At 43.7% G+C, this 25,619-nt stretch carries 20 protein-coding genes and 1 rRNA gene; 14 read left to right on the top strand and 7 right to left on the bottom strand.

Annotated features, from left to right (window positions below):
• Positions 1–78: transposase-like zinc-binding domain-containing protein (locus tag EWV66_RS24020; protein WP_502705652.1), on the bottom strand; the 78-nt coding region annotated here is incomplete at its 3' end.
• 520 nt (positions 79–598) lie between these two features.
• On the opposite strand from EWV66_RS24020, the gene EWV66_RS06020 reads away from it, so the two are divergent.
• Together EWV66_RS06020 and EWV66_RS06015 are read left to right on the top strand one after the other, a co-directional pair.
• Complete coding sequence (locus EWV66_RS06020; RefSeq protein ID WP_004161683.1) at positions 599–727, top strand: hypothetical protein; 129 nt, start codon at positions 599–601, stop codon at positions 725–727.
• Entirely contained in the window at positions 728–925 is a 198-nt protein-coding gene (locus tag EWV66_RS06015) for a hypothetical protein (RefSeq protein WP_287108752.1), read from the top strand.
• Between the two features lie 7 nt (positions 926–932).
• Here the strand turns inward: EWV66_RS06015 and EWV66_RS06010 are convergent, their stop codons facing one another.
• Entirely contained in the window at positions 933–2,252 is a 1,320-nt protein-coding gene (locus EWV66_RS06010; protein WP_185237012.1) for a four-carbon acid sugar kinase family protein, read from the bottom strand.
• 150 nt (positions 2,253–2,402) lie between these two features.
• Here EWV66_RS06010 and lpxA point away from each other — a divergent pair, with 150 nt between their 5' ends.
• Together lpxA and lpxB are read left to right on the top strand one after the other, a co-directional pair.
• Positions 2,403–3,239: an acyl-ACP--UDP-N-acetylglucosamine O-acyltransferase gene (lpxA, locus tag EWV66_RS06005; RefSeq protein ID WP_185237011.1), complete on the top strand. Its 837-nt coding sequence runs from the start codon at positions 2,403–2,405 to the stop codon at positions 3,237–3,239.
• Between the two features lie 267 nt (positions 3,240–3,506).
• Positions 3,507–4,709, top strand: a complete 1,203-nt coding sequence (lpxB, locus tag EWV66_RS06000) for a lipid-A-disaccharide synthase (RefSeq protein ID WP_185237010.1) — start codon at positions 3,507–3,509, stop codon at positions 4,707–4,709.
• Between the two features lie 419 nt (positions 4,710–5,128).
• Here lpxB and gcvP read toward each other — a convergent pair whose 3' ends face one another.
• Together gcvP and EWV66_RS05990 are read right to left on the bottom strand one after the other, a co-directional pair.
• Complete coding sequence (gene gcvP, locus EWV66_RS05995; RefSeq protein WP_287108747.1) at positions 5,129–8,116, bottom strand: aminomethyl-transferring glycine dehydrogenase; 2,988 nt, start codon at positions 8,114–8,116, stop codon at positions 5,129–5,131.
• Positions 8,117–8,231: 115 nt separating this feature from the next.
• On the bottom strand, positions 8,232–9,857 hold the full coding sequence (locus EWV66_RS05990; RefSeq protein WP_052277949.1) for an ArnT family glycosyltransferase: 1,626 nt from the start codon (positions 9,855–9,857) through the stop codon (positions 8,232–8,234).
• A 449-nt stretch (positions 9,858–10,306) separates the two neighbouring features.
• On the opposite strand from EWV66_RS05990, the gene EWV66_RS05985 reads away from it, so the two are divergent.
• Positions 10,307–11,107, top strand: coding sequence for an aminotransferase class IV (locus EWV66_RS05985; RefSeq protein WP_052277950.1), 801 nt, complete (start codon positions 10,307–10,309; stop codon positions 11,105–11,107).
• Between the two features lie 65 nt (positions 11,108–11,172).
• Here EWV66_RS05985 and EWV66_RS05980 read toward each other — a convergent pair whose 3' ends face one another.
• Positions 11,173–11,523 carry a single-stranded DNA-binding protein gene (locus EWV66_RS05980; RefSeq protein ID WP_002731888.1) on the bottom strand — a complete coding sequence of 117 codons (351 nt, stop codon included), beginning with the start codon at positions 11,521–11,523 and terminating at the stop codon, positions 11,173–11,175.
• A gap of 223 nt (positions 11,524–11,746) precedes the next feature.
• Between EWV66_RS05980 and EWV66_RS05975 the strand changes: the two genes are divergently transcribed.
• From EWV66_RS05975 to EWV66_RS05950, 6 genes are all read left to right on the top strand, one after another.
• Positions 11,747–12,784, top strand: a complete 1,038-nt coding sequence (locus tag EWV66_RS05975; RefSeq protein WP_002764811.1) for a rod shape-determining protein — start codon at positions 11,747–11,749, stop codon at positions 12,782–12,784.
• Between the two features lie 73 nt (positions 12,785–12,857).
• Positions 12,858–13,607, top strand: a complete 750-nt coding sequence (gene mreC / locus EWV66_RS05970; RefSeq protein WP_052277951.1) for a rod shape-determining protein MreC — start codon at positions 12,858–12,860, stop codon at positions 13,605–13,607.
• Positions 13,574–14,155 (top strand): rod shape-determining protein MreD, encoded by a 582-nt coding sequence (gene mreD, locus EWV66_RS05965; protein ID WP_052277952.1) that lies wholly within the window; start codon positions 13,574–13,576, stop codon positions 14,153–14,155. The genes mreC and mreD overlap by 34 nt, the downstream gene beginning before the upstream one ends.
• A 167-nt stretch (positions 14,156–14,322) precedes the next feature.
• The gene (locus EWV66_RS05960; RefSeq protein WP_287108743.1) at positions 14,323–16,755 is read left to right on the top strand and encodes a transglycosylase domain-containing protein; all 2,433 of its coding nucleotides are present in this window, start codon (positions 14,323–14,325) and stop codon (positions 16,753–16,755) included.
• Positions 16,756–16,899: 144 nt separating this feature from the next.
• Positions 16,900–18,660 (top strand): M61 family metallopeptidase, encoded by a 1,761-nt coding sequence (locus EWV66_RS05955; protein ID WP_052277954.1) that lies wholly within the window; start codon positions 16,900–16,902, stop codon positions 18,658–18,660.
• Positions 18,661–18,683: 23 nt separating this feature from the next.
• Entirely contained in the window at positions 18,684–19,610 is a 927-nt protein-coding gene (locus EWV66_RS05950) for a branched-chain amino acid transaminase (protein WP_043995766.1), read from the top strand.
• Positions 19,611–19,688: 78 nt separating this feature from the next.
• On the opposite strand, the gene EWV66_RS05945 is transcribed toward EWV66_RS05950, so the two are convergent.
• Positions 19,689–19,838 carry a hypothetical protein gene (locus EWV66_RS05945; RefSeq protein ID WP_167341565.1) on the bottom strand — a complete coding sequence of 50 codons (150 nt, stop codon included), beginning with the start codon at positions 19,836–19,838 and terminating at the stop codon, positions 19,689–19,691.
• Between the two features lie 426 nt (positions 19,839–20,264).
• Between EWV66_RS05945 and kaiC the strand changes: the two genes are divergently transcribed.
• The 3 genes from kaiC to EWV66_RS05930 all read left to right on the top strand — a co-directional run bounded on the left by kaiC (position 20,265) and on the right by EWV66_RS05930 (position 25,397).
• Positions 20,265–21,785 carry a circadian clock protein KaiC gene (gene kaiC, locus EWV66_RS05940; RefSeq protein WP_002797104.1) on the top strand — a complete coding sequence of 507 codons (1,521 nt, stop codon included), beginning with the start codon at positions 20,265–20,267 and terminating at the stop codon, positions 21,783–21,785.
• 72 nt (positions 21,786–21,857) lie between these two features.
• Positions 21,858–22,688, top strand: coding sequence for an amino acid ABC transporter substrate-binding protein (locus tag EWV66_RS05935; RefSeq protein WP_052277955.1), 831 nt, complete (start codon positions 21,858–21,860; stop codon positions 22,686–22,688).
• An 84-nt stretch (positions 22,689–22,772) separates the two neighbouring features.
• Positions 22,773–25,397 carry a DNA polymerase III subunit alpha gene (locus EWV66_RS05930; RefSeq protein WP_287108742.1) on the top strand — a complete coding sequence of 875 codons (2,625 nt, stop codon included), beginning with the start codon at positions 22,773–22,775 and terminating at the stop codon, positions 25,395–25,397.
• 47 nt (positions 25,398–25,444) lie between these two features.
• On the opposite strand, the gene rrf is transcribed toward EWV66_RS05930, so the two are convergent.
• Positions 25,445–25,562, bottom strand: a 5S ribosomal RNA gene (gene rrf, locus EWV66_RS05925).
• Between the last annotated feature and the right edge of the window lie 57 nt (positions 25,563–25,619).

Below are 25,619 nucleotides of genomic sequence, written 5' to 3'. Positions count from 1 at the left end.
ACAAATATGATTTTGTTTACCTTGTTTATTGATGCCATTTTTACGGATATGGGTAGATTTACATTCAGGGCATTGCATTTTGATTTCCTCCATTCATATCTCTATTATGCAACGCCCAAGATTACTCACTATCTCTTCCACAACGCCCAGGGAGGTCGCAGACTTAGTCGGAGGCAGATGCGGAGCCGACGACGGAACTATAGTAAGACGACTAAAATAGAGGTTTCCGAAAATTGCCCCAGCTACAATTGAAATGCCAAGCAAAAAACTGTAAATTGCAATTTTTTTTCTCATATTTTTTTCTCATAAATGCTTGAAGAATCGTGGAGTCGATAACTACAGTTAAGTTAACTGTGGACACCAACAGATAGCCTACCAATTACTTCTGCAACCAATAACTGAAGCAGCCCAACTATTAATTATACCGCTTACTGCGGTTTAGCACCCTCCTCTGTCTTACTATCCCACCTCCATCGGTCTAACACCCCCTTAATCATACCTAATACCGCACCGTGCGGTTTAATCACCTCAATTTGGGCATAATTACCGCAGAGGGTGGTCTAGTATTCCCTTCAAGTGGATTTTACCGCATTTGCTGATGACAGAAGAAGCACAATCCCCTCGACTGTTAGAACAAGTCCGAGAAGTCATGCGTCTCAAGCACCTCAGCTTGAAGACGGAAAAATTACATTCGAGATTTGGCTCTTCGGTTTGTGTTATGCAATGAATGGAGGTTATAAGAGATGGAACCCTTATAGAGAAAGACATTTGGCGATTTTTATCAATTGTTTTTGCTCTAGAGCGAACTAATCAATTAAATCTCTTGCCAGATAAGGATTTAGTCGATTTATGCCCCCCTATCGAACCATACCAAGTAACGAAGAACCTGAAAACTCACATCTGCTCACTGATCACTGATCACTGATTGCCTCCTATTGACACAAACGTTGATAAACTGTGGCTAAAGCTTGGACATCACCGACGTTACCCGGGAAAAGAACCACAGGTAAATTAGGAAAGAGGGGATGATCGGCTGCTGTGCGGACCATGGAGACACCGGGGAGAATCTGACCGAGTAAACGGGCCGATTGCAGGCTTAAACCCGTACTTAAGACATCATTGGAGGTAATTCCACCTTTACTGATTAAAAAACTGATGTCACTGGGTAAACCCTTAACAATGTCCATTAACAGGGTGGAGACGACAACCCCAAAATCAAGGCGTTTCTGCACAGAGGCAAAGGTTAACTCTTGCCGACTGGTATAGATCACGGGGGTTTGTTTATTTTTGTGAATAAGCTTGACTTTTTCCAGAACTTGTGCTAGGAGTTGCTCTCGTTGCTCGGGACGATCGCGCAATGCCGTCACATCGATTTCGACTCCGACGGTGTTGGGTTGTTGAAGCAGTTCATCTAATTGTTGGCTAGTTTTTTTGACGTGGGAACCGACGATAATTGCCCCGGCTTCCCCCGTGGGCTTATACTTACCCATAGATTCGGGTGCGATCGGTTGAGTTCCTAAATTAGCCAAAGAAGTTAAAATACTGGCGGCACTGCGGAATAAAAATTTTTTTCCCTCCCCTGCGGCGGTTAAAATATCTTCGGCAAAGCGATCGAGATCCGCTTGAGTTTCCCCATCTACCACCCCACATTGATTATTTTTGAGCTTTTGCAGTCTTTCTAAACTACCTTGACGGATATCTGCCAGTAAAAATCTCTCCACATCATCTGCTTTAATTTTACCTTGCGTTTTCTCCTCCACATAATCCGGCAGATAACTGTAATGGTAGGCAAAAACCGAATCGCGAGCGAATTCCGTCTCGTGGACGGGAGTGGGAACGCCATCGATGATTAAATAGTGAATACTATCGCGAGTGATTCTCCCCCCCTCAAAAAAGGCTGGAATCAGGAAATGAGCATCAAAACCGCCCAATTCTTCGGCAATAACATCAGTTTCGATCGGATAATGCCCGCGCAGGGTAGAATCGGAACGACTAACCACCAAAAAATCCTCGATTCCCTCTTTAGTTAAGGCAGTTTTCAGGTGATGACAGACTTCTCGCGTGACAGACTCGGCTTTTTCGGGGGTTAAAGCGCGAGTATTGGTCAAAACAAAGAAAATTGGCGCATTATCTGCCAATCCCAAGCGGAGAGTATCTTCATCCCACCGCATCAATAACAGACAACTATGGACTGTTTGGGAACCTGTCGGGTCGTCATCTAAGACTATAATTTTAGGTCTATTATTACTCATATATTTTTTATCAGGATGGGAGGGACGAAGGAATCAAGAGAATCTGGTTAATAGTTTATCGGGTTCTGGTTCCCCATTAAAGTCGTCCCCTCCCTAAGCAACCGCTATCAATCTTGATCACAATCTGTCCAATATAGGATAAGCTATACCATGATTCATACAGTGACGAAGTTGAGCGCGGGAGACTTCCCTTTGAATACGTTAATCCACCCCACTGCGGTTATCCATCCGTCGGCAAAACTTGATGCCAAGGTTAAAGTTGGTCCCTATGCTGTGATCGGGGCCAATGTGGAAATTGAAGCTGATACAATTATTGATGCCCATGTGGTCATTGAGGGTCCGACTAAAATTGGCAAGGGTAATCATATTTTTTCTGGGGCTGTTATTGGTAATGAACCACAGGATTTAAAGTATAAAGGTGGCGAAAGTAGCGTGGAAATTGGTGATCATAACCAAATTCGCGAGTTTGTCACGATTAATCGCGCCACCGATACGGGAGAAGTTACCCAAATTGGCAATAATAATTTATTAATGGCCTATGTTCACGTTGCCCATAATTGTATTTTGCAAGATAACATTATTATCGCTAATAGTGTCGCCTTGGCTGGTCATGTCCAGATCGAATCAAAAGCAGTTATCGGGGGGGTTTTAGGAGTACATCAATTTGTTCATATTGGCAAAATGGCCATGTTAGGAGGAATGAGTCGTATTGATCGCGATGTTCCCCCTTTTACTTTAGTGGAAGGCAATCCCTGTCGGGTACGAACTCTTAATTTAGTCGGTTTACAAAGAGCCGGTTTTACCGATGAAGATCTAGCTTTACTGAAAAAAGCTTTTCGGATTATCTATCGTTCTAATATAAATCTTCAGGAGGCTTTAGAACAAGTTTCTCTCTTAACCGATAACCCCCATGTTCAACATCTCTGTCAATTTTTACAATCCTCTACCACGGGAGAAAAACGTCGCGGTTTAATTCCGGGGAAATAATTTTTTTATTGAGGAACAGGGTGTGGGGTGATGGGGAAGTGGGGAAGTGGGGAAGTGGGGAAGTGGGGTGTGGGGTGTAGGGTGATGGGGAAGTGGGGAAGTTGGGAAGTTGGGAAGAATAAATAAAAATAATCTCCTGAATCCTGAATCCTGTCTCCTGTCTCCTGTCTCCTGAATCCTGAATCCTGTCTCCTGTCTCCTGACTCCAGCAATCCTGTCTCCTGACTCCTAACTCCTGAATTCTTTTATTATCAAATAATTATCCAAATGCGTATATTTATTAGTACGGGTGAGGTATCCGGTGATTTACAGGCAGCCATGCTGATTGAATCCCTTTTTAAACTAGCTAAAACCCAGGAAATTGAGTTAGAAATTTTTGCTCTAGGTGGCGATCGCATGGAGTTAGCTGGGGCAAAAATGCTGGGTAAAACCACTCGACTGGCTGCTATGGGATTAATTGAATCTATCCCCTTTATTTTGCCAACCTTACAACTACAAAAACGAGCAAAAGAGTTTTTTAGAGATCATCCCCCTGATCTGATTATTTTAATTGATTATGTGGGGGCAAATGTGGCGATCGGTCAGTCGGCTAAAAAAATTATTCCCGATGTCCCAATTATTTATTATATTGCCCCACAGGTGTGGATTTGGTCGGAAGAAAATATCCCCTCAGCTAAACTCAGGGCCACAGCAGAAAAGTTATTTAATACGGAAAAATTAATCGCCGTCACGGATAAATTATTGGCAATTTTTCCTGCCGAAGCCCGTTTTTTTGAAACAAAAGGTTTACCAGTAACTTGGGTAGGACATCCTTTAGTTGATCGTATGGCAAATGCTCCCAATCGCCAAGAAATGCGGCAAAAATGGGCAATAAAAACCGAAGAAACGGTGGTCGCTTTGTTACCCGCTTCCCGTCAACAGGAGTTTAAATATCTCGTGCCGACGGTGTGCGCTGCTGCCCGAAAATTACAGGAAAAAATACCCGATATTAAGTTTTTAATTCCCGTTCCCCTAGCTTTATACGAACCAAAAATGCGAGAATTAGTGGCGGAATATGGATTAAATGCGGTGATTATGGAACGAGATCAGACTTTAGAAGCGATTGCTGCGGCCGATCTGGCTGTGGCTAAGTCTGGTACAGTTAATCTCGAAATTGCTTTATTAAACGTGCCGCAGGTGGTGGTTTACCGTTTAAGTGCAGTTACTGCTTGGATTGCCCGCAATATTATGAAGCTTTCTGTACCATTTGTCTCACCGGTAAATTTAGTTTTAATGCGAGAAATTGTTCCCGAATTATTACAAGAGGAAGCTAACCCAGAGAGAATTATGCAGGAATGTCTAGATTTATTATTAAATCAGCAACGTCGGCAAAAAATGTTAGATGAATACGCAGAAACCACAGCCGGTTTAGGAACAGTAGGAAGTTGCGATCGAGTGGCACAAGAGGTACTTAAAATAGGACTTTGTTAGGGTTAGGAGCCTGTCGTCAGGAGACAGGATTCAGGAGACAGGAGACAGCTTTTTTCTCCCCGCTCCCCAATTCATAATTCATAATTCCTACACCCTACACCCCACGGCTGCATCCCACATTTGCAGAAATATCGACAATCAGCAATTATCAGTAACTCTGAAATTGGTACAAAAATATGAACAATCGCGTGTAAGCATCCCACCGAAAAGCTAATGCGCGGGGGGTTTGGGGGCGGCGCCACGACCCCAACGGGGGGTTTGGGGGGTAGAACCCCCCAAAAGCTTGGATTGAGTGATAAAACTGAAAGTAACACACCCAATTTTAGGAGAAAGTTTCCCTTGAAAAATCCCAAATTAGTAGATTTACAAAAATAAGATGCACCCCACCCTACACCAAGGAAAAACTCTTTCAGCACACCCTACTTATAAGCGTCCATCCCCTCACAGGAACAAACCAGATTTCTGTCCCCGTAAGCATTATCAACCCGTCCCACTACCGGCCAGAATTTATAATCTTTTAGCCAAGAAAGCGGGTAAGCTGCCTGTTGACGGGAATAGGGACGACTCCAATCATCGGCAGTTAAAACTGCGGCTGTGTGAGGGGCATTTTTTAAGGGATTATCGTGGATATCCATGCTACCATTAGCGATCGCTTGTACCTCTTGATAGATAGTTAACAAAGCTTCACAAAAACGGTCTAATTCGCCCAAAGATTCGCTTTCCGTGGGTTCCACCATCATTGTACCCGCCACGGGCCAAGAAACCGTCGGCGCGTGGAAACCGAAATCCATCAAGCGTTTTGCCACATCTTCCACCTCGATGCCGGCCTGTTTTTTCAGGGGACGTAAATCGATCACGCACTCGTGGGCAACCGTTCCCGCGCTACCCTTAAATAACACCGGATAGGCCGACTCCAGACGAAAAGCCAGATAATTAGCGTTCAAAATTGCCACTTCTGTCGCTTTTTTCAAGCCGGCTGCCCCCATCATAGCGATATACATCCAAGAAATCACCAAAATGCTGGCACTACCCCAAGGCGCGGCCGAAATTGCGCCAATTGAGTCCTGATGCTTACCGTTAGCGGTTTCTGGGGATAATTTCGCCAAAACTAGGGAAACATCGGGCAGAAAAGGCACTAAATGGGATTTTACTCCGATTGGTCCCATACCGGGGCCGCCACCACCGTGGGGAATACAGAAAGTTTTATGGAGATTCAAGTGACAGACATCAGCGCCAAAATCCGCCGGACGACATAAACCCACCTGAGCATTCATATTCGCGCCATCCATATAGACTTGACCACCGTATTGATGAATCAAGGCGCAAATTTCGCTAATTCCCTCTTCAAAAACGCCGTGAGTGGAAGGATACGTCACCATCAAAGCCGCTAGATTATCCTGATGCTTCTGGGCCTTAGTTTTCAGGTCATCAATATCAATATTGCCCCGAGAATCGCAATTAACCGCCACTACTTTCATACCACACATAACAGCGCTGGCAGGATTAGTCCCGTGAGCGGACTCAGGAATTAAGCAAATCTGACGATGACCTTGACCGCGACTTTCATGGTAGGCTCGGATCACCTGTAAACCGGCATACTCTCCCTGAGAACCGGCGTTCGGTTGTAGGGAAATGCCATCAAACCCGGTAATTTCCCCTAACCAAGTCTCTAACTGTTGAAAGAGCAGTTGATAGCCTTCTGCTTGGTCAATCGGAGCAAAAGGGTGTAATTTGCCGAATTCTGCCCAAGTTACTGGAATCATCTCCGCTACGGCATTGAGTTTCATCGTACAGGAACCGAGGGGAATCATGGAAGTATTTAAGGCTAGATCCTTTGTTTCCAGACGGTGCAGATATCTGAGTAATTCCGTTTCCGAGTGGTAACGATTGAACACCGGCTCGGTAAGATAGGCACTGGTACGGGTTAAATTAGCGGGTAATTCTAGACTAATTTTCTCGACTAATTCGGCTGCGGTAAAGGGTAATTCCTCGGTTGGGGCAAAAATTTGCCATAAATCCCACACATCCCTGAGACTGGTGGTTTCATCGACACTAATTCCTAGATTATTCTCATCAAAATAACGCAGATTAATCTTATGGGTTTTTGCCTTGGCGAAGATATCCTTAACTCCCGTGGATACCGTAACTTTGAGCGTATCGAAGCGCGGTTCTTTCCCCACCTGATAACCCAACTGTTTTAAACCAGTTGCCAATAAAGCGGTTAATTTCTGCACTCTTTGGGCGATTTTCTTGATTCCTTCCGGTCCGTGATACACCGCGTACATGGAAGCAATCACCGCTAGTAACACCTGTGCGGTACAAATATTACTGGTGGCTTTATCCCGGCGGATATGTTGTTCCCTGGTTTGCAAAGCTAAACGCAGTGCGGGTTTACCCTGACTATCCTTCGATACCCCGACAATGCGCCCCGGAATACTGCGTTTATAGACATCTTTGGTGGCAAAATAGGCGGCATGGGGACCCCCATAACCCAAGGGAACCCCAAAGCGTTGACTGCTACCCACGGCAATATCAGCCCCCAATTCGCCGGGGGGAGTCAACAGGGCTAAACTGAGAATATCGGCGGCAACGGTGACTAAAGCCCCATTTTCCTGCGCTTTGGCGATAAATTCCCGATAGTCATAAATTACGCCATCGGTGGCTGGATATTGTAATAATGCGCCAAAAATCGGCGTTTGGAAGTCAAAGAGACGATGATCCTCGATAATAATGTCAATACCTAAAGGAATCGCTCTGGTTTTAACAACTTCAATCGTTTGGGGATGGCAACTACTAGAGATAAAGAAAGCATTGGCTTTAGTTTTACACAGTCCGTAACTCATAGTCATCGCTTCTGCGGCTGCTGTTCCTTCATCGAGGAGGGAAGCGTTAGCAATTTCCAGACCAGTTAAGCTAGTGATGAGAGTTTGGAAGTTTAAGAGAGCTTCTAAGCGTCCTTGGGCGATTTCCGCTTGATAGGGAGTATAGGCGGTGTACCAACCCGGATTTTCTAAGATGTTGCGGAGAATTACCGGCGGGGTGATACAGTCATGGTAGCCCATGCCAATAAAGGAGCGAAATACCTGATTTTTCGAGGCAATAGCTTTTAATTGGGCAAGAGCGGCGTATTCACTCAAGGCAGGTGCTAGATTAAGGCTTTTTTGTAAACGAATTCCTGACGGGACAGTTTTAGCGATTAACTCCTCAAGGGTAGCAACACCCAAAACCGCCAGCATTTTCTCGATTTCCGTCTCCGTCGGCCCAATATGACGGTTAACAAAGCTATCGGTACAGTCTAGCAGGTCTTGCAGGTCAGCAGGAGCGAATTCCTCGGTTTTCTCGGCCGTAATTGACCTATTTAGCATATTAATCTCGGTTTCAACAATTACAAAAGTGCTGCGTTTCATCGCTAGGGGTGATTTTAACGCAACTTGTAAAATTTTTGTAATATTTCAAGTCAGCAATCGGCAAGATAAAGCGGAACCTAATTTGCTATCGAAAGTATGCACAAAATTAACCTCACTACTGCTTCGTCACCAAAAACCAACCGGAATCCGTAGAGCCGATCGCCTTTAATCCTTCTAAATCAGTAGCTTCTTTGGTTTGACGATCGATAATTAGGTAAGGTTGCTTGTGACTTTGCCAATGATTGATTAATTCTTCAGTAGCAAGGGGAAAAACCCGACGACCACTATAAAAATTTAAGGAGGGGCGCTCGTAGGCAAAAGCAATATAAACAGGGTGATCTGCTGGCACATATTTCTGTACTAAACTCGCCACCGGTTTGACGGGGAAATTCTCATTTAATTCCCATATCCACAGGGGAGAATTGACAAAAATAAACAAAGAAACCAACATTCCCCAGAGTAAAACCACGATGAATTGTTGCGAGCGCCGGGCTAACAAAATCGCCGTTGTCACCATGGTCAAGGACAGTGACAATAAGGTTAAAAGAATTAAGGGATGGAGAGGTTCAATAGCGGCAAAATTACCCGGAAAATAGGCTATTAAAGCTAATAAACCCGCCCCAACGCCGATAATACCCAGAATAATTGACCAGATTGGATGATAGGGGCGATCGATGGGAAGATTACCCACCTGCGCCAAGGCATAACCGGCCGCTAAAGCCAAGGCCGGATAGATCGGCAGAATATACCAAGGCAATTTAGTCGCCATTACCGAAACCACCAACAGATAAACACCCGTCCAAACTAACAGTAACTTCGCCCAACTGTAGAGATGTTCCTGACGAGCTAAACGTAAACCCCAAACCGAGAAAATTAACCAGGGCCAACTATATTTAATAATTTCTAGCAGATAATACCAAAACGGCCAGCGATGATTGTCCAGATCGTCACTAACTCGCTTTAACTGTTGAACAAAAAGGGAATCCAGAAACTCCCGCTCGTAGTGCCAAAATTGGGCGGCATACCAAGCAAAAGCGGGGGTTGCTCCCAATAACCAACCCGACCAAAAATAGGCAGAAGTTAATAACCGGGGGGTATCCCAGAGCAGAAAAATCAAGCCGATACCCGCCAATAATAGCCCCATAATCCCCTTCGTCAGACAAAGGAGGGCAAATCCTAACCCCGCCCCCACAGACCAGCGTAAATCGCGTCGTGAGCGCAGTAAACCAACAAACATCAGGATTTCAAAACATAATACCGCTCCATCCAACATGGCTAAACGGCCATGGCGCACCACTGGCAAAAGAGTTAAATAGATCAAGGCCGACAGTAAAGCTGGCAAACGAGCGGGAAAAATTTCTCGACCGAGAAGGTAGAGAAGCGGCACCGATAAAGCTGTAAAAAAAGCGGGAATTAGTCTAGTATTGGCCTCATTGATACCCCAGAAATGGTAGGTTAGACCAATTAAACTATGAATCAACGGCGGTTTATTCAGGTAGGGATCACCCCAAAGACTAGGAAATAACCAGCGCAATTGTTCCAGGGGGGTTTGGCTAATTTCCTTGGCCACCTGAGCGATTGTTGCCTCATCCCAATCCCGCAAGGGTAAATTCCCTAATCCCACTAGATAGATAGTTAAGGCCGCTATTAATAATCCCAGTAAACACAGAAATTCTTTAAAATTTTCTCTCTGACGCAATTTATAGCTAGAATATCCCCAAGTAAATTTTTGACGGTTCATAAGCTAGATCAGTTATCAGTAAACAGTTATCAGTAAACAGTTATCAGTGGACTTATACCTAATATTATCTCAAGAATAAAATTTTGTCTAGACAAGAAACTTACCCAAATAAAAATAATTTTAATTTCCCCATATTTTTCAGTTAAATTGAATTATCAATGACAGATAAGTAGGGAGGCACAATTATTTGTAGGATGGGTTAGCGGTAGCGTAACATGAGCGGGCGTTGGGTTTCATGCTTCAACCCAACCTACGTTCATCTTATATTTAATTCCACCCACCTACTTATATATTTCAATATCGAACTACTCATTAGTACAAGACAGCGAAGCAAGCTCTGATTCAGTTATAATTTTTGGATATGTCTAATCAACTGATAACTCACATCTGATAACTGATAACTGATAACTGATAACTCACATCTGATAACTGATAACTGATAACTGATTATGTATTGGTATAATGGCGAATTAATCGAGGATGAGCGAATAAGTCTGGATATTAATGATATTGGGCTGCTTTATGGAGCGACAATATTTACTACCCTGCGTATCTATCAAAAAAGCTTAGATCATCCCCTAACCCATTGGCAAGAGCATCTCCAACGTCTGCACTCTAGTTTACAAGTTTTCCACTGGTCCGCTCCCGATTGGCGGCGAATTCGCCAAGGAGCCGAAAAATTATCCCGATTCTATCCTGTCCTGAGAATCACAATTTTTCCCGATGGTAGGGAGTGGATTAAAGGCAGATTTCTCCCCGAAGATTTAAACCTTAGACAAGAGCAAGGAATTATTGGCTGGGTAGTGGATAATCCCGCTTGGCAACGCGTTTTAGGAGAGCATAAAACTGGTAATTATTTAACTCCTTGGTTAGCGTCACAAACTGCTCAAAAAAAAGGGGCAAAAGAAGCGATATTAGTCGATCAATCTGGGAATTGGTTAGAAACTAGCACGGGTAATTTATGGGGATGGAAAGATAATTGCTGGTACAGTCCCCTGCTGACTGCTGACATTTTACCCGGGATTGGGCGCTCGGCTTTGATCGGCTGGTTAAAAAAACAAAATATTTCCCTAGAAGAAAATCTCTGGACTCCTGAATTTGTCAGGACTTTACAAGCGATCGCCTATAGTAATTCCCTGGTGGAAATTATCCCTTTTAATTCTATTCTTGGCTGTAATCTAGAGATAAATACAGCTATTTATAGAGAAGTTTTACCAGATTTACAGCAATATTTTTCCAGTCAATTATAGAATAAATAAGGGTGTGTTACTAGGGGCTAACACACCTAAAATCGGGAAATAATGCAGCTCAAGCTTTAAAATTCTCGCTCGGAATTAGCCTCACTATCGCGTTTAGAACCGAGTAAATCTAATTGATCGACGAGAATCACCGGTTTAGAGCGAGCTAATCCGGTGTTTTTATCATTCCAGGTATCCATTTTTAAAGACCCTTTAATCCCGATTAAACCGCCTTTTTTCACATAATTAGCGGCCACTTCCGCCGTTTTGCCCCAAATTTCCAGATCAAACCAATCCGGCTGATCGCTATTTTTAGAGCGACGATTAACCGCTAAAGTTAAAGTACATAAAACCTTACCCGACTCGAAATACTTGGTTTCTGGGTCTCTCCCCGCTCGTCCCACCAAATGAACCAGATTTACACTCATGGTCTTAAATCCTCAATTTAGTACAATAGTATGTTTATTTTAGCCCGAAACCTCGGCCTTGACCGGTGGGCAGCCAGAAAATTAGGGCAAAGACCTGCGTAAATCTGGAGAGAAAGAAGCGATAATTAACTAGACTTGAGAAACAAAACGTAATAAAATCCAAGTCGATTCGATCGAAAGTCTAGCTATAGCAACGTTGTTATCAGAACAGGAGTGAAAACAAGTGGGTTTTTTTAGAGGACTAGGCTTATCAAGGGACATAGGTATAGACTTGGGTACAGCAAACACCCTCGTTTATGTGTCAGGGAAAGGCATCGTTTTAGAGGAACCATCGGTAGTAGCGATCGATCAAGATCGCAACCCGGTCGCTGTCGGGGAGGAGGCCAAAAAAATGCTCGGTCGCACTCCGGGCCATGTCACCGCGCTGCGACCCCTGCGCGATGGGGTAATCGCCGATTTTTACAGTTGCGAGATCATGTTAGCGGAATTCATCAAACGAGCGCTCGATGGCACGATTGGCAATCCCCGCATGGTAATCGGTGTTCCCAGCGGGATTACTGGAGTAGAAAGACGCGCGGTGGTGGATGCGGCCAAAAATGCCGGCTCGCGAGAAGTGGGGTTAATTGATGAACCAGTTGCGGCAGCCTTGGGTGCTGGTTTACCCGTCTCGGAAGCGACGGGAAATATGATCATCGATATCGGTGGTGGCACCACGGAAGTGGCGATTCTCAGTCTTGATGGGACAGTGATCAGCGAATCCGTCCGTGTGGCCGGGGATGAACTCACGGAAGCAATTATCGCCTATCTGAAAAAAGTCCATAACCTGATTATCGGGGAACGTACGGCCGAAGATATTAAAATTCGCCTTGCTTCCGCTTATCCCACCCCCGGAGATGAATTTCCTCCTCTGGAAGTGCGGGGATTGCATCTCATGTCCGGTTTACCCCGCACCGTGACCATCAAAGCGGAAGAAGTGCGGGAAAGTATGGATGAGCCACTTTCCGTGATCGTTGATGCGATCAAACGTACCCTAGAAAAAACTCCCCCCGAATTAGCTGCCGATATTATCGATCGCGGCATCATGTTAGCGGGAGGAGGTGCTTTATTACGGGGACTCGATCGCCTAGTCAGTCACGAAACCGGTATCGTTACCCATGTCGCTGAAGATCCGCTGCGCTGTGTGGTCAAAGGCACGGGAGAAGTGTTAAAAAATCAGAAACTCTTTGAGCGGATCGTTAATGAAACAACTCGCAATGTCTAAAGGTCACTAGGATCGGTTAGCGGCAAAACACACGGATTCTCACTCTACACAGTCAAGAGGTTTTTAATCGCTCATGTATTCAGCACGACGAAAATGGACACAGCAGGGATGGCGACTTTTGCTGCTCGCTGCCGCTTTGGGGGTAGCTTGGTACATTCGCACCTATCAAAGTGGGGCGATTTTAGAATTGTATGGTTTATTAACTCGTCCTTTTCAGGGAGAGGAAACTAATCTGCAAGAGCAACTTCTGGCCGATCAACGGGTGCGAGAATTACAAAATCGTTTAAGTGAAGTCGAATATCAAAATCAACAATTAAAAAAACAGCTTGGTTATTATCAAACCCAGAAAAAACCCCTGATTTCTGCTCCAATTATTGGCCGCAGCGCCGATGATTGGTGGCAACAGGTAATTATCGGTCGGGGTAGCGCCGATGGTGTGCCAGTGGGTGCTTCGGTGACGGGAATTGGCGGTTTAGTGGGACGGATTACGGAAGTTACTCCCCACACCAGCAAAGTTTTATTGGTCAGTAATTCCCAAAGTCGCATCGGAGCAACGGTGAATCGTAGTCGGGCCATGGGTTTAATTCAAGGTCAGAATTCCCAAGTCGCCACCCTGCGCTTTTTTGAAAAAGCTCCCGATGTTAAACCGGGAGATGTGGTGACAACTTCGGCTTTTAGTAGTCTTTTTTCGCCAGGGTTGCCCATCGGTCGCATAATTTCCCTTAATTTACCGGAAAATCCCGCCCCCACCGCCAAAATTGAATTTACCGCCACCGTGGACAATCTCGAATGGGTGTTCGTTCACCCGCAACCCCAGCAGTGAGAGGGGGAATTATGCTGAAATTAAGCCGTTTATCAGCCCGTTATCGTTTTATACTGAATATTTTAGTCACTATCGCTTCACTGCTTCTGTGTACTTTTCTTTCCTTAATGCGGCTCCCCGGTATGGAGATTTTAGGCATCGCTCCCAATTGGTTACTGATTTGGTTGGTTAGTTGGAGTCTCAATCGCTCTTGTCTCGATAGTGTGGTGGTCGGATTAGCGATCGGCGCTATTCAAGATAGTTTAACCTCTAATTATCCTTCCCATATCATGGTTTTTGGTCTGATCGGTTTCCTCACTTCCCGTTTACACCGACAACGTTATCTCAAAGAAGAATTGATCGCCGTGGTCTTAATTGTCTTTGTTATGGCTTTAATCGCCAATGGTGCGATCGCTTTTCAATACTATCTACAAGGAGGCAAAAATCTCGCTGATCTTTGGCTCGATTATCAACGCATTGGCCTCACTTCTGCTCTGCTTAGTAGTCTCTGGACTCCCCTCCTCTATTATCCCCTCCAGCAATGGTGGCGACAATTTAGCGATCTTTAAGGAAATAGGGATTTAGGGACATAGGGAGATGGGGAAATTTCAGCTAAATTCCCCACACCCCACACCCCACACCCCACTTCCCCACTTCCCCACTTCCCCACTACCCCACTACCCCACTACCCCACTACCCCAACACCCTCACCCTCACCCTCACCCGCTCAACTAACATGAAATACAAACAAAAACTTAGTCAATTTTTCCATAATCTCGCTAAACACCCCCCTAAAGTCGATCCTATCGACTCCAAATCTGCGCCATTTGCCGCAGAAAAGCCAGTAGAAGCCGCTTCTGAAGAAAAAAAGGTCAATTTAGTCTCCCAAACCAGTAGCAAGGCTCTAGAGACGTTAAAACCCTTGAAAAACAAATTTACTACCCTGATTGATAATTCCCCCTTACCGCAATGGCGACAACATCCCCGCTTTGGCTTGTACTTGGGAGTAGGATTAGGGGTGACAGGGGGACTTTTGGGGATAGGTTGGGGCATTTATCGCCTTGAAAGCTCTCTACCGCAAAATATCGCCGATATACAAACCTATGCTCGTCCCGGCACCCTAACCATTCAAGCTGCTAATGGGGAAATCCTCAAGCAAAATGGCCCTAGCACCTACGAAAGCGTGAAAATTGCTCAAGTTCCCCCACTGGTACAGGAGGCCTTTATCGCTAGTGAAGACCGCCGTTTTCGTGAACACGGGGGAGTTGATGGCCAGGGTATTGCTCGCGCTCTCTTTTCTAACCTGAGAGCCGGGGGAGTGGTGGAAGGAGGCAGCACCATCACCCAACAATTGGCCCGGATTGTCTTTTTATCCCAAGAAAGGAGTTTTGATCGCAAATTACGGGAAATGCGTATCGCTCAGAAAATAGAAGATAAATATACAAAAGACCAGATTTTAGAGCGTTATTTCCACCTAGTTTATCTCGGTTCCGGGGCCTACGGTCTGGCCGATGCCGCTTGGTTATATTTCAGTAAACCCGTCGATAAATTAACTCTAGCCGAAGCTGCCACCCTTGCCGGCATTGTTCCCGCTCCTAGTCTCTATTCTCCCCTCGAAAACCCTAAATCTGCCCTAGAACGGCGTAATATCGTCCTCAAAACTATGGCCGAGGTGGGATTTATTACTAACGCTCAGGCAAAACTGGCGATCACATCTCCCCTAGTCCTTAAAACCAGTCCCCTAAAACGTCTGCAACGGCAAGCGGCCTATTTTACCGATTATGTGGAAAAAGAACTGCCGCAACTGGTTCCCGCTAAAACCCTAGAAGCGGGGGGATTGGTGGTAAAAACTACCCTTAATCCTCGTTGGCAAAGCGAAGCGGAGGAAGTGGTAGAAAGAGCGGTTTCTCGTTATGGCAAGTGGCAGAACTTCCAACAGGCGGCTTTAGTGGCAATTGACCCCAAAAATGGGCAAATTAAGGCTATGGTCGGAGGAATTGACCACGAGAAGAATCAATTCAATCGGGTGACACAGGCAAAACGTCAGCCGGGATCTACTTTTAAACCTTTTGTCTATGCGGCGGCGATTGCGGCGGGGAAATCCCCCTATTCTAATTATAAAGATGCACAGTATGTGGTGGATGGTTATAAACCGGAAAACTACGGCGATAAGTATAGCGGCCGCGAGGTGTCCATGCGCGATGCTTTGACTTCTTCCCTGAATGTGGTGGCAGTTCAGGTGTTAGTGGCCGTCGGTTGGAATCCGGTGATTAAATTGGCTCAAGATATGGGTATCCAGTCGAAACTTTTACCCACTTATTCTTTGGCTTTGGGTGCTTCGGAAGTCAATCTTTTAGAATTGACCAGCGCCTACGGGACTTTTGCTAATAATGGTGTGCATCAACCAGTTTACGGTATTAATCAGGTACTCGATCGCCACGGTAAGGTAATTTATCAAGCCAATTTTAAACCGAAAACTGCTCTGAATAAAAACACGGCAGCGACGATGACTTGGATGCTAGAGGATGTGGTTAATTCGGGAACGGGAACCCCCGCACAAATCGGTCGTCCGGTGGCAGGAAAAACCGGCACTTCTGATAAAGCTCGCGACCTTTGGTTTGTCGGTTATATTCCCCAATTAGTCACGGGAATTTGGCTCGGTAATGACAATAATAAACCCACCAATGGAGCCAGTACCATGTCCGCTTGGATGTGGCGACAATTTATGTTAGAAGCAATTAAGGATATTCCCTATCAAGGTTTCCCAGAACCGAATTTAGGCAAACGTCCGGTGACATTAAAAGCGGAACCAATTAAACCCCGACGTACCTACTTTACCCAAACTACTAACAATCGTTTAGCCAGCAGCGATGAGGGTTCCCCCACCGAAGGACCCATCCGCAGACGGCGACGGGTTCGGGTAAGTCGTGAGCAAACTATCGTTCGTTCTAATACTAGCGAACCGGGCCAACGCCGTTCTAGTCGTCGGCGTACTAGAGTCGCTCCTACCAGCGCCGCTGCTCCTAGTCCTCAAAATACGGCCCCCGCAGCAGCCGAACCGATTACCGTTCCCGTCACTGTGGCAGCTCCCGAAACTCGTTCGGTTCCCCTAGAGGTAACTTCTCCCCCCGATGTGGCTCCTCCCGCACCCCCAGCAGAAAGACGCTGAATCGGCAAAAAAAACCGCAGGATTTGCGGGGGTTACGGTTCCAAATCTGCTCGGTCAAATCTTGGAAAACCATCGGATTTTTGGCGGTGAAACCGGGTAAATTAGCCGAAAGCTTGCCGCTATAATAACTTAAAAGCTTGTTTAATGCCGATGACCAGTCTTATTTCCCCCGCTACCATCTCCTCAACTCGTTTAAGTCTCAGCTATCAAGTGGCTATGTCGGAACCGACTTCGCACCTCTTTGAAGTCACTCTACAGATTACCGGTTGGCAAGCTCCGATTTTAAACCTAAAAATGCCGGTTTGGACCCCCGGTTCCTATCTGGTGCGGGAATACTCCCGTTTAGTCCAAGATTTTCAAGCTGTTAACCTCAACAGTCGCAAAGTTGCTAAAAATCACTGGCAGATTGACAATGGTAACAGTTCCGAAATAACGGTCAAATATCGCGTTTTTGCCCACGATTTAACCGTCAGAACCAACCATCTCGATGATACTCACGGTTACTTCAACGGGGCTGCTTTATTTTTCTATATCCCCGATTATCAAAAACATCCCCTCACCCTGACAATTATCCCCCCCCATGGCGATTGGCGCGTTACCACTGCCTTAAAATCTTTACCCGGACAGAAAAACACCTTTCAGGTTCCCGATTTTGATACCCTAGTGGACAGTCCCGTGGAAGTGGGGATTCATCAGTTATACGATTTTGTCGTCGAGGGAAAACCCCATCAATTAGCTATCTGGGGACGGGGAAACGCTAATCCTAGTCAAATTATCGCCGATACCACTAAAATTATTCAAACCGAGTCGGCTATGTTCGGTGGACTCCCCTATGATAATTATCTATTTTTGCTACATCTTTCGGCGGCTGGTTACGGGGGACTAGAACATAAAAATTCCTGTACCCTTAACTATGCGCGTTTGGGATTGCGAGATAAGGATAAATATCATCGTTTTCTGCAATTAGTCGCCCATGAGTTCTTTCATCTCTGGAATATCAAGCGTATTCGCCCAAAAGCTTTAGAAAGCTTCGATTATGATGCAGAAAATTATACTTCTTCCCTCTGGTTTGCCGAAGGAACCACCAGTTATTACGATATGATAATCCCTCTACGGGCGGGAATATACGATAGTAAGACTTTTTTAGAGCTTTTAAGCAAAGAAATCAGCCGTTATCTCAATATACCCGGTCGTCTTGTCCAACCGCTAGGCGAATCGAGTTTCGATGCTTGGATAAAACTCTATCGACGGGATAGTAATAGTGATAATAGTCAAATTTCCTACTATCTCAAGGGGGAATTATTGTCGCTGCTTCTGGATTTACTAATTCGCACCCACACCGATAACCGTCGTTCCCTCGATGATGTTTTACGCTCGATGTGGCAACATTTCGGTAAAGAGGAGATTGGTTATACCGATGGGGAATTGCAGGCAATTCTCGAATCGGCTGCAGGGGTGGATTTAAGCGACTTCTACCAGCGTTATATCGACGGTTTGGCAGAATTACCCTTTAATCAATATCTTGAACCTTTTGGACTCTATCTGCGGGGTGTTGACAATGGGGAGACGATACCTTATCTGGGAATGCGGGTACAGAGTGAAGCGGGTAAAGAAATAATTAAATTTGTCGAGATGGGTTCCCCTTGCCAAAAAGCGGGAATTAATGCTGATGATGAATTATTGGCTATCGATGGATTGCGGGTGACGGCGGAACAGTTAAACGAAAGATTAAAAGACTACCGCGCAGGTGATATTATTCAGATAACAGTCTTTCATCTCGATGAATTGCGAACCCTTGCTGTTCCACTGGCCACCCCGCAGACGATTCGCTATGAAATTATCAGGGTAGAAAATCCTTCTAATAGCCAGAAACAAAATTTTTCTGCATGGGTAAATCCCGTTTAGTTCTTGGTTCAATCAACAAAAAAATGTCTATTACCGCCGAAATTCCTTTCCTTCCTCTCGCCTATTTTGAGAATAAATTTATCCCTTTTAGTGAGGCAAAATTATCCGTTGCTACCCACGCACTACACTATGGAACTGCCGCTTTTGGGGGTTTAAGAGGTACTCCCGACCCTAGCAATCCCGGACAGATATTATTATTTAGATTAGAACGTCATTGTCAGCGTTTAAGTCAAAGTGCTAAGTTTCTTAATTACGAGATTCCTGCCGATAAAATCTATCAAATAATTATCGATTTTGTCAAAAATAATCAGTGTCATCGACCTTTTTATATTCGTCCCCTTGTCTATAGTTCCGGGTTGGGAATTGCCCCGCGATTGCATGGTATCGAGAAGGATTTTCTAGTCTATGGTCTAGAAATGGATGATTATTTGGCAGCCGATGGGGTTAACTGTCGGATTAGTTCTTGGTATCGTCAAGAGGATAGAAGTTTCCCGTTGCGAGGTAAAATTAGCGCCGCTTATATCACTTCTGCTTTAGCAAAAACGGAAGCGGTAGAATCGGGGTTTGATGAGGCAATTTTAATGAATTCTCAGGGTAAAGTCTGTGAAGCGACGGGAATGAATATTTTTATCATCAGAAATGGTCAGCTAATTACTCCTAGTTTTGACCAAGATATCCTAGAGGGGATTACTAGAGATAGTGTTTTAACTATTGCGCGGGATTTGGGTATTCCGGTGATTGAAAGACCTGTAGATAAGACGGAGTTATTTATCGCTGATGAGGTGTTTTTAAGTGGCACTGCGGCGAAAATAACTCCGATTAAAAAGATTGAAACTTTTTCTTTACCGGCAGCTAAACCGATTACTTATCAGTTAAAGGAAAAGTTAAGTTCTATCGTTCTCAATCAGGAACCAAAGTATCAAGATTGGATTACTAAAGTTCTTTTGTAGTTAGAGAACTTTCTTTAATTTTTCCTTGAGATGCGTCAAATGATGGCGCATCTGAAGTAACCCTGAAATAAACAGAATTTATCTATTTTTCGGTTTGGCTCCTTCCTGTATATAGGGTATAGTTTTCTTAGGATCAATCTTCAGCACGGGTTTCTTCCCTGTTGCTGTTTTTTCTTGTTGATTGTCGGTTTTTTGCTGATTTTGATTATTATCGGTTGTATGTTCCATAGTAGAGCAAATAAGTATGATTATACCTTAAACTCTATCAAAGTTGTCAAGGATAGTATTAATCAACTAAATACAAAACTTAACTTTGATTCTGACTATTAGGGGGTGTTTTGGTTAATTGTGGCCGAGATTTACCTGCTTATACTAAATCCAGTTATTAAAAACTGATTATTTATTCTCCGTTTTGCATGAGTGCATGAGTAGAAAACGGGTTTCTCCGAGAAACCCGTTTTCTGTGCGTTACTCAACGGATTTAGTATTATCTAGTTTCCATTTATTCTTGGGTTAAGCTGTCCTGCATTTAAACTATGTCTTGGAAATTTTATTACCAATGCTCAAACTCTCAAACTAGGGATGAATTTCTGGTATCACTGGTCACTGAAATAGGTACAATAAACAGTGGCTCGTTTTCATAGAGAACTTAGAATGACGCAAAATAATCCCCTAGAGTTGATTGAGAAGTTAGAAACAGGAATCCCCGGCTTTGATTTTCTTTCGGAAGGGGGATTACCGAAAGGACGAGCAACTTTGATAGCGGGGACGGCAGGAAGTGCTAAAACGGTTTTTGCCTGTCAATTTCTGGCAGAAGGCATCAAAAATGGAGAAAATGGCGTTTTTGTCACCTTCGAGGAGCCACCCCAAGCACTAAGAAAAAATATGGGTGGTTTTGGTTGGAATATCCGGCAGTGGGAGGAGAATCGTCAATGGGCCTTTGTCGATGCTTCCCCCCAACCGGAAGAAAAGCCGATGGTGACAGGAGAATACGACCTAGGTGCATTAATCGCTCGCATTGAGTTTGCTATCCGCAAAAATAAAGCTAAACGGGTGTCTATGGATTCTTTAGGCGCAATTTTTAGCCATTTAAGTGATAGCGCTCAAGTGAGAAGTGATCTTTTTCGTCTGGCAACCGCTTTGCGAGAATTGGAAGTAACAGCGATTATGACCGCAGAAAGAACCCAAGAATACGGCGAAATCAGTCGTTATGGGGTGGAGGAGTTTGTGGCCGACAATGTGGTGATTTTACGCAACGTTTTAACCGATGAGAAAAGAAGAAGGACAATCGAAATTTTAAAATATCGGGGAACCGATCACCAAAAAGGAGAATTTCCTTTTACAATTATTCCCAATAAAGGGGCCGTGATTATTCCTTTATCAGCCATTGAATTGGAACAAAAATCCTCTAATATTCGTATTACTTCCGGCAGCCTCGAACTCGATAGAATGTGTGGGGGTGGTTTCTTCCGCGATTCGGTTATTTTGGTTTCGGGAGCCACAGGAACAGGAAAAACCCTGATGGTGACAGAATTTATGGCCGGGGGAGTAACCAATGGGGAAAGATGTTTAATTTTTGCCTTCGAGGAAAGTCGCGAACAGTTATTTAGAAATGCTACCGGTTGGGGGGTGGATTATGACCGCATGGAAAAGGAAGGTAAATTAAAGGTAGTCTGCCGTTATCCCGAAACTACGGGTTTAGAAAATCATTTAATTATGATGAAGGAAATTATCGAGGAGTTTCAACCTAATCGAGTGGCAGTAGATAGTTTATCTGCTTTAGAAAGGGTTTCTAATCTGAAAGGATTTCGGGAATTTATTATCGGGTTGACTTCTTTTATTAAGCAAAAAGAGGTGGGAGGATTATTTACTTCCACCACTCCCACTTTATTAGGAGGTTCCTCGATCACAGAAGCGCATATTTCTACAATTACCGATTCAATTATTCTGCTGCGTTATGTGGAAATGTATGGAGAAATGCGCCGCGGTATCACTGTTTTAAAAATGCGCGGTTCTATGCACGATAAGGATATTCGTGAGTTTTCGATCGATCATCAAGGTATGCACATTGGTCAACCTTTCCGCAATGTTACCGGAATTCTGGCTGGAACTCCTATGTACACAGCACAAACAGAAGTAGAACGTTTGAGTGGATTATTCGAGGATCGTAGTTAAAATATAGCGGCACTTGCTAATCGCACGTCGGTGGTTAGCTTTTTCTCCCTATCTCCTTCTTGCTTTCTTGATATGTCTAAAAACTTTTGGTTGATTTTTCTAGGTCTTTTACTGATAAATAATCTACATTTATCGGTCTTAGCAGAAACAGTTTTACAAAGAATTGCTCGCACGGGAGAATTAAAAGCGGCAGCCAGAAAAGACGCTACTCCCTTTAGTTATATCGATGAGAAAACGGGACAATGGACAGGTTACGGAGTGGAATTAATGCGCTTAGTCCAACGTCGATTAGAACAAGAATTAGGTAAACCGATTACAATAAACTTTACAGAAGCGACGACTAATAATCGTTTTCAGCAAGTGGAACAGGGCCAAGTAGATTTATCCTGTAATGCGGCAACAATGACGGAAGAAAGACTAGAAAAGGTTAATTTTTCTATTCCCTATTTTATGACAGGAGCGCAATTTCTAACTAAAAGGGAAAATGTTGATAAAATAGATATTAATAACACTTTAGCGGCAGTTGCGATCGCCTATATTCCCCACACCACCACCGATAGTATTATTCGTTATATCTATCCTCTGGCTAATTGGCAAGCTGTCAGCGATCGAAGTGAGGCAGTGGCAAAATTACAAAGGGGAGAAGTTAAAGCAGTGGTTAGTGATGGAATTCTTCTGCTGGGGGAAATCGTTAAACAAGGACATGATCTGCGACAATTTGTGCTACTACCCCGTCAACCGATTACCACCGAACTTTATGGCTGTATTTTACCCAAAAACGATCCCGAATGGAAAAAATTTGTTGATACTGTTGTCGGCAGCAATGATAACCGGAAACTGCGAGAACAATGGTTTAATTTAGAACAAGGTTTTTTCCCCTATACGATTCTCAATCAACCCTAAAAATAGACTGTAATTGCTGAAAATTAAAAGTAAGTAAATTCTAGTTTTTTTTCTTTTTCCTTGTCACTTTTTTCTGAAAAAATTATGTCTTTTGTCGGTTTACATATTCACAGTGATTATAGCTTACTTGATGGTGCTTCCCAATTACCGTCACTAATTGATCGAGCGATTGAATTAGGACAACCAGCGATCGCTTTAACCGATCATGGAGTCATGTATGGTGCGATCGAATTAATTAAAACCTGCCGTAATAAGGGAATAAAACCAATTATTGGCAACGAAATGTATATAGTCAATGGCGATATTGAAGTCAATCTTCGCCACCGAAAATATCATCAAGTTGTTTTAGCCAAAAATACCCAAGGCTATAAAAATCTAGTTAAATTAACAACTATTTCTAATCTGAAAGGTATTCAAGGTAAAGGTATTTTTGCTCGTCCTTGTATCAATAAAGAGTTACTCCAACAATACCACGAAGGATTGATAGTTACCAGTGCTTGCTTGGGTGGAGAGATTCCCCAAGCGATTTTAGCTAATAACAGGAAACTGGCTAAGGAAACCGCTAAATGGTATAAAAAACTTTTTGGTGATGATTTTTATTTAGAAATTCAAGACCACGGTTCTAAAGAAGATCGGATTGTCAATGTAGAAATAGTTAAAATTGCTAAAGAGTTAGGAATTAAAGTAGTTGCTACTAACGATTCTCACTTTATTTCCTGTTACGATGTAGAGGCCCACGATGCCTTGCTTTGTATTCAAACTGCCAAGTTAATTACTGAAGACAAACGCCTCCGTTATAGCGGTACAGAATACTTAAAATCTGCTGATGAAATGCGTTTACTTTTCCGTGATCATCTGCCCGAAGATGTGATTGAAGAAGCGATTAATAACACCTTAGAAGTAGCAGAAAAAGTCGAACCTTATAACATATTTAATGAACCAAGACTGCCTAATTATCCAGTTCCTGCGGGACATACTGCTGATAGTTATGTAGAAGAAATTGCTTGGTTAGGATTACTAGAAAGATTAAAATGTCCTTCTCGTCACGAGATTGAGCCTGTTTACAAAGAAAGGCTTGAATACGAATTAAAAATGCTACAGAAAATGGGATTTTCTACCTATTTTCTCGTCGTTTGGGACTATATAAAATATGCTAGAGATCATGATATTCCCGTCGGTCCAGGACGCGGTTCTGCGGCGGGTTCTTTGGTAGCATATTCTTTAAAAATAACCAATATTGATCCCGTTCATCACGGTTTATTATTTGAGCGTTTTCTCAATCCTGAACGGAAATCTATGCCTGATATTGATACGGATTTCTGTATCGAGAGACGGGATGAAATGATCCAATACGTCACGGAAAAATACGGGGAGGCTAATGTTGCCCAAATCATTACTTTTAACCGCATGACATCAAAAGCTGTCTTAAAAGATGTGGCGCGGGTGTTAGATATTCCCTACGCCGAATCGGATAAAATGGCGAAAATGATTCCCGTTTCTCGCGGTAAACCCACACCTTTAAAAGTGATGATTTCCGATGAAACTCCCGAACCAGCGTTTAAAGAAAGATACGATACGGAACCCCATGTGCGTCATTGGTTAGATATGGCAATTCGTATCGAAGGTACTAACAAAACCTTCGGAGTTCATGCTGCAGGAGTCGTCATTTCTTCCCAACCTTTAGATGAAGTGGTTCCCCTCCAGAAAAATAATGATGGGGCGGTAATTACCCAATATTTCATGGAGGATTTAGAATCATTGGGATTGTTAAAAATGGACTTTTTAGGGTTAAGAAATTTAACCACTTTGAAAAAAACCGCCGATTTAATTAAACAAAATCAGGGCATAGATATCGATCTTGATCAATTGCCTTTAGATGAAAGAAAAGCCCTGCAAATTCGGGCTAAAGGGGAACATAAAAAACTACCTCCCGATATTCTCAAAACCCACGGATTACTAGAAGAAGGGGATTTAGAAGGTATTTTCCAGTTAGAATCATCGGGGATGAAACAGATCGTTAAAGAGTTAAAACCATCGGGTATTGAGGACATATCTTCAATCTTAGCACTCTATCGCCCCGGACCTTTAGATGCGGGATTAATTCCTCTCTTTATTGGCAGAAAACACGGTAGAGAACCCATTCGTTATGATCATCCTTTATTGGAACCAATTCTTAAGGAAACCTACGCAGTTTTAGTCTATCAAGAACAGATTATGAAAATGGCGCAGGATTTAGCCGGTTATTCTCTAGGAGAAGCGGATCTATTGCGTCGGGCAATGGGTAAGAAAAAAGCCTCCGAAATGCAGAAACAAAGGGAGATGTTTATCGATGGTGCTGCTAAAAATGGTGTGGAAAAAAGAATCGCTGAAAATCTCTTTGAACAGATGGTAAATTTTGCCGAATATTGTCTGGGAGGTGAGACGTTAATTTTAACTGAGGAATACGGATTATTACCAATTGCTAAAATTGTGAGCGAAGAAATTAACTGCACTGTTTATACTGTAGATAAAAATGGTTTTGTTTATAGTCAACCAATCTCTCAATGGCACGAGCGAGGTTTACAAGAAGTCTTTGAATACACCCTAGAAAATGGGCAAACTATCCAAGCAACCAAAGATCATAAATTTATGACTAGCGACGGAGAAATGTTAGCCATAGATACAATATTTGAGCGAGGTTTAGATTTAAAATCCTCTGATTTTTCCTAAAAACCAAACCCCCCAATCTTGTGGGATTGAGGGGTAGGAAAGAATAATCCTGGCATCGAGCTATTGTCCCGGTCGGCAACCCGACAAGTATCTTGGCCACGGTGAAGTTTCACAACCGAGTTCGGGATGGAATCGGAGTGGTGCCATCACGTTAAAGACACCAGGAAGGGTAGAACCCTCAAGACTGCAAAAGCTAGGGAAAAAGTGTTGAAAGAAGAATCA

Origin of the sequence: Microcystis sp. M_OC_Ca_00000000_C217Col (assembly GCF_007095585.1) — a bacterium.
GTDB lineage: Bacteria > Cyanobacteriota > Cyanobacteriia > Cyanobacteriales > Microcystaceae > Microcystis > Microcystis panniformis.
The sequence above is the reverse complement of the archived record's forward strand: the minus strand, read 5'-3'. Positions and strand labels throughout refer to the sequence as shown.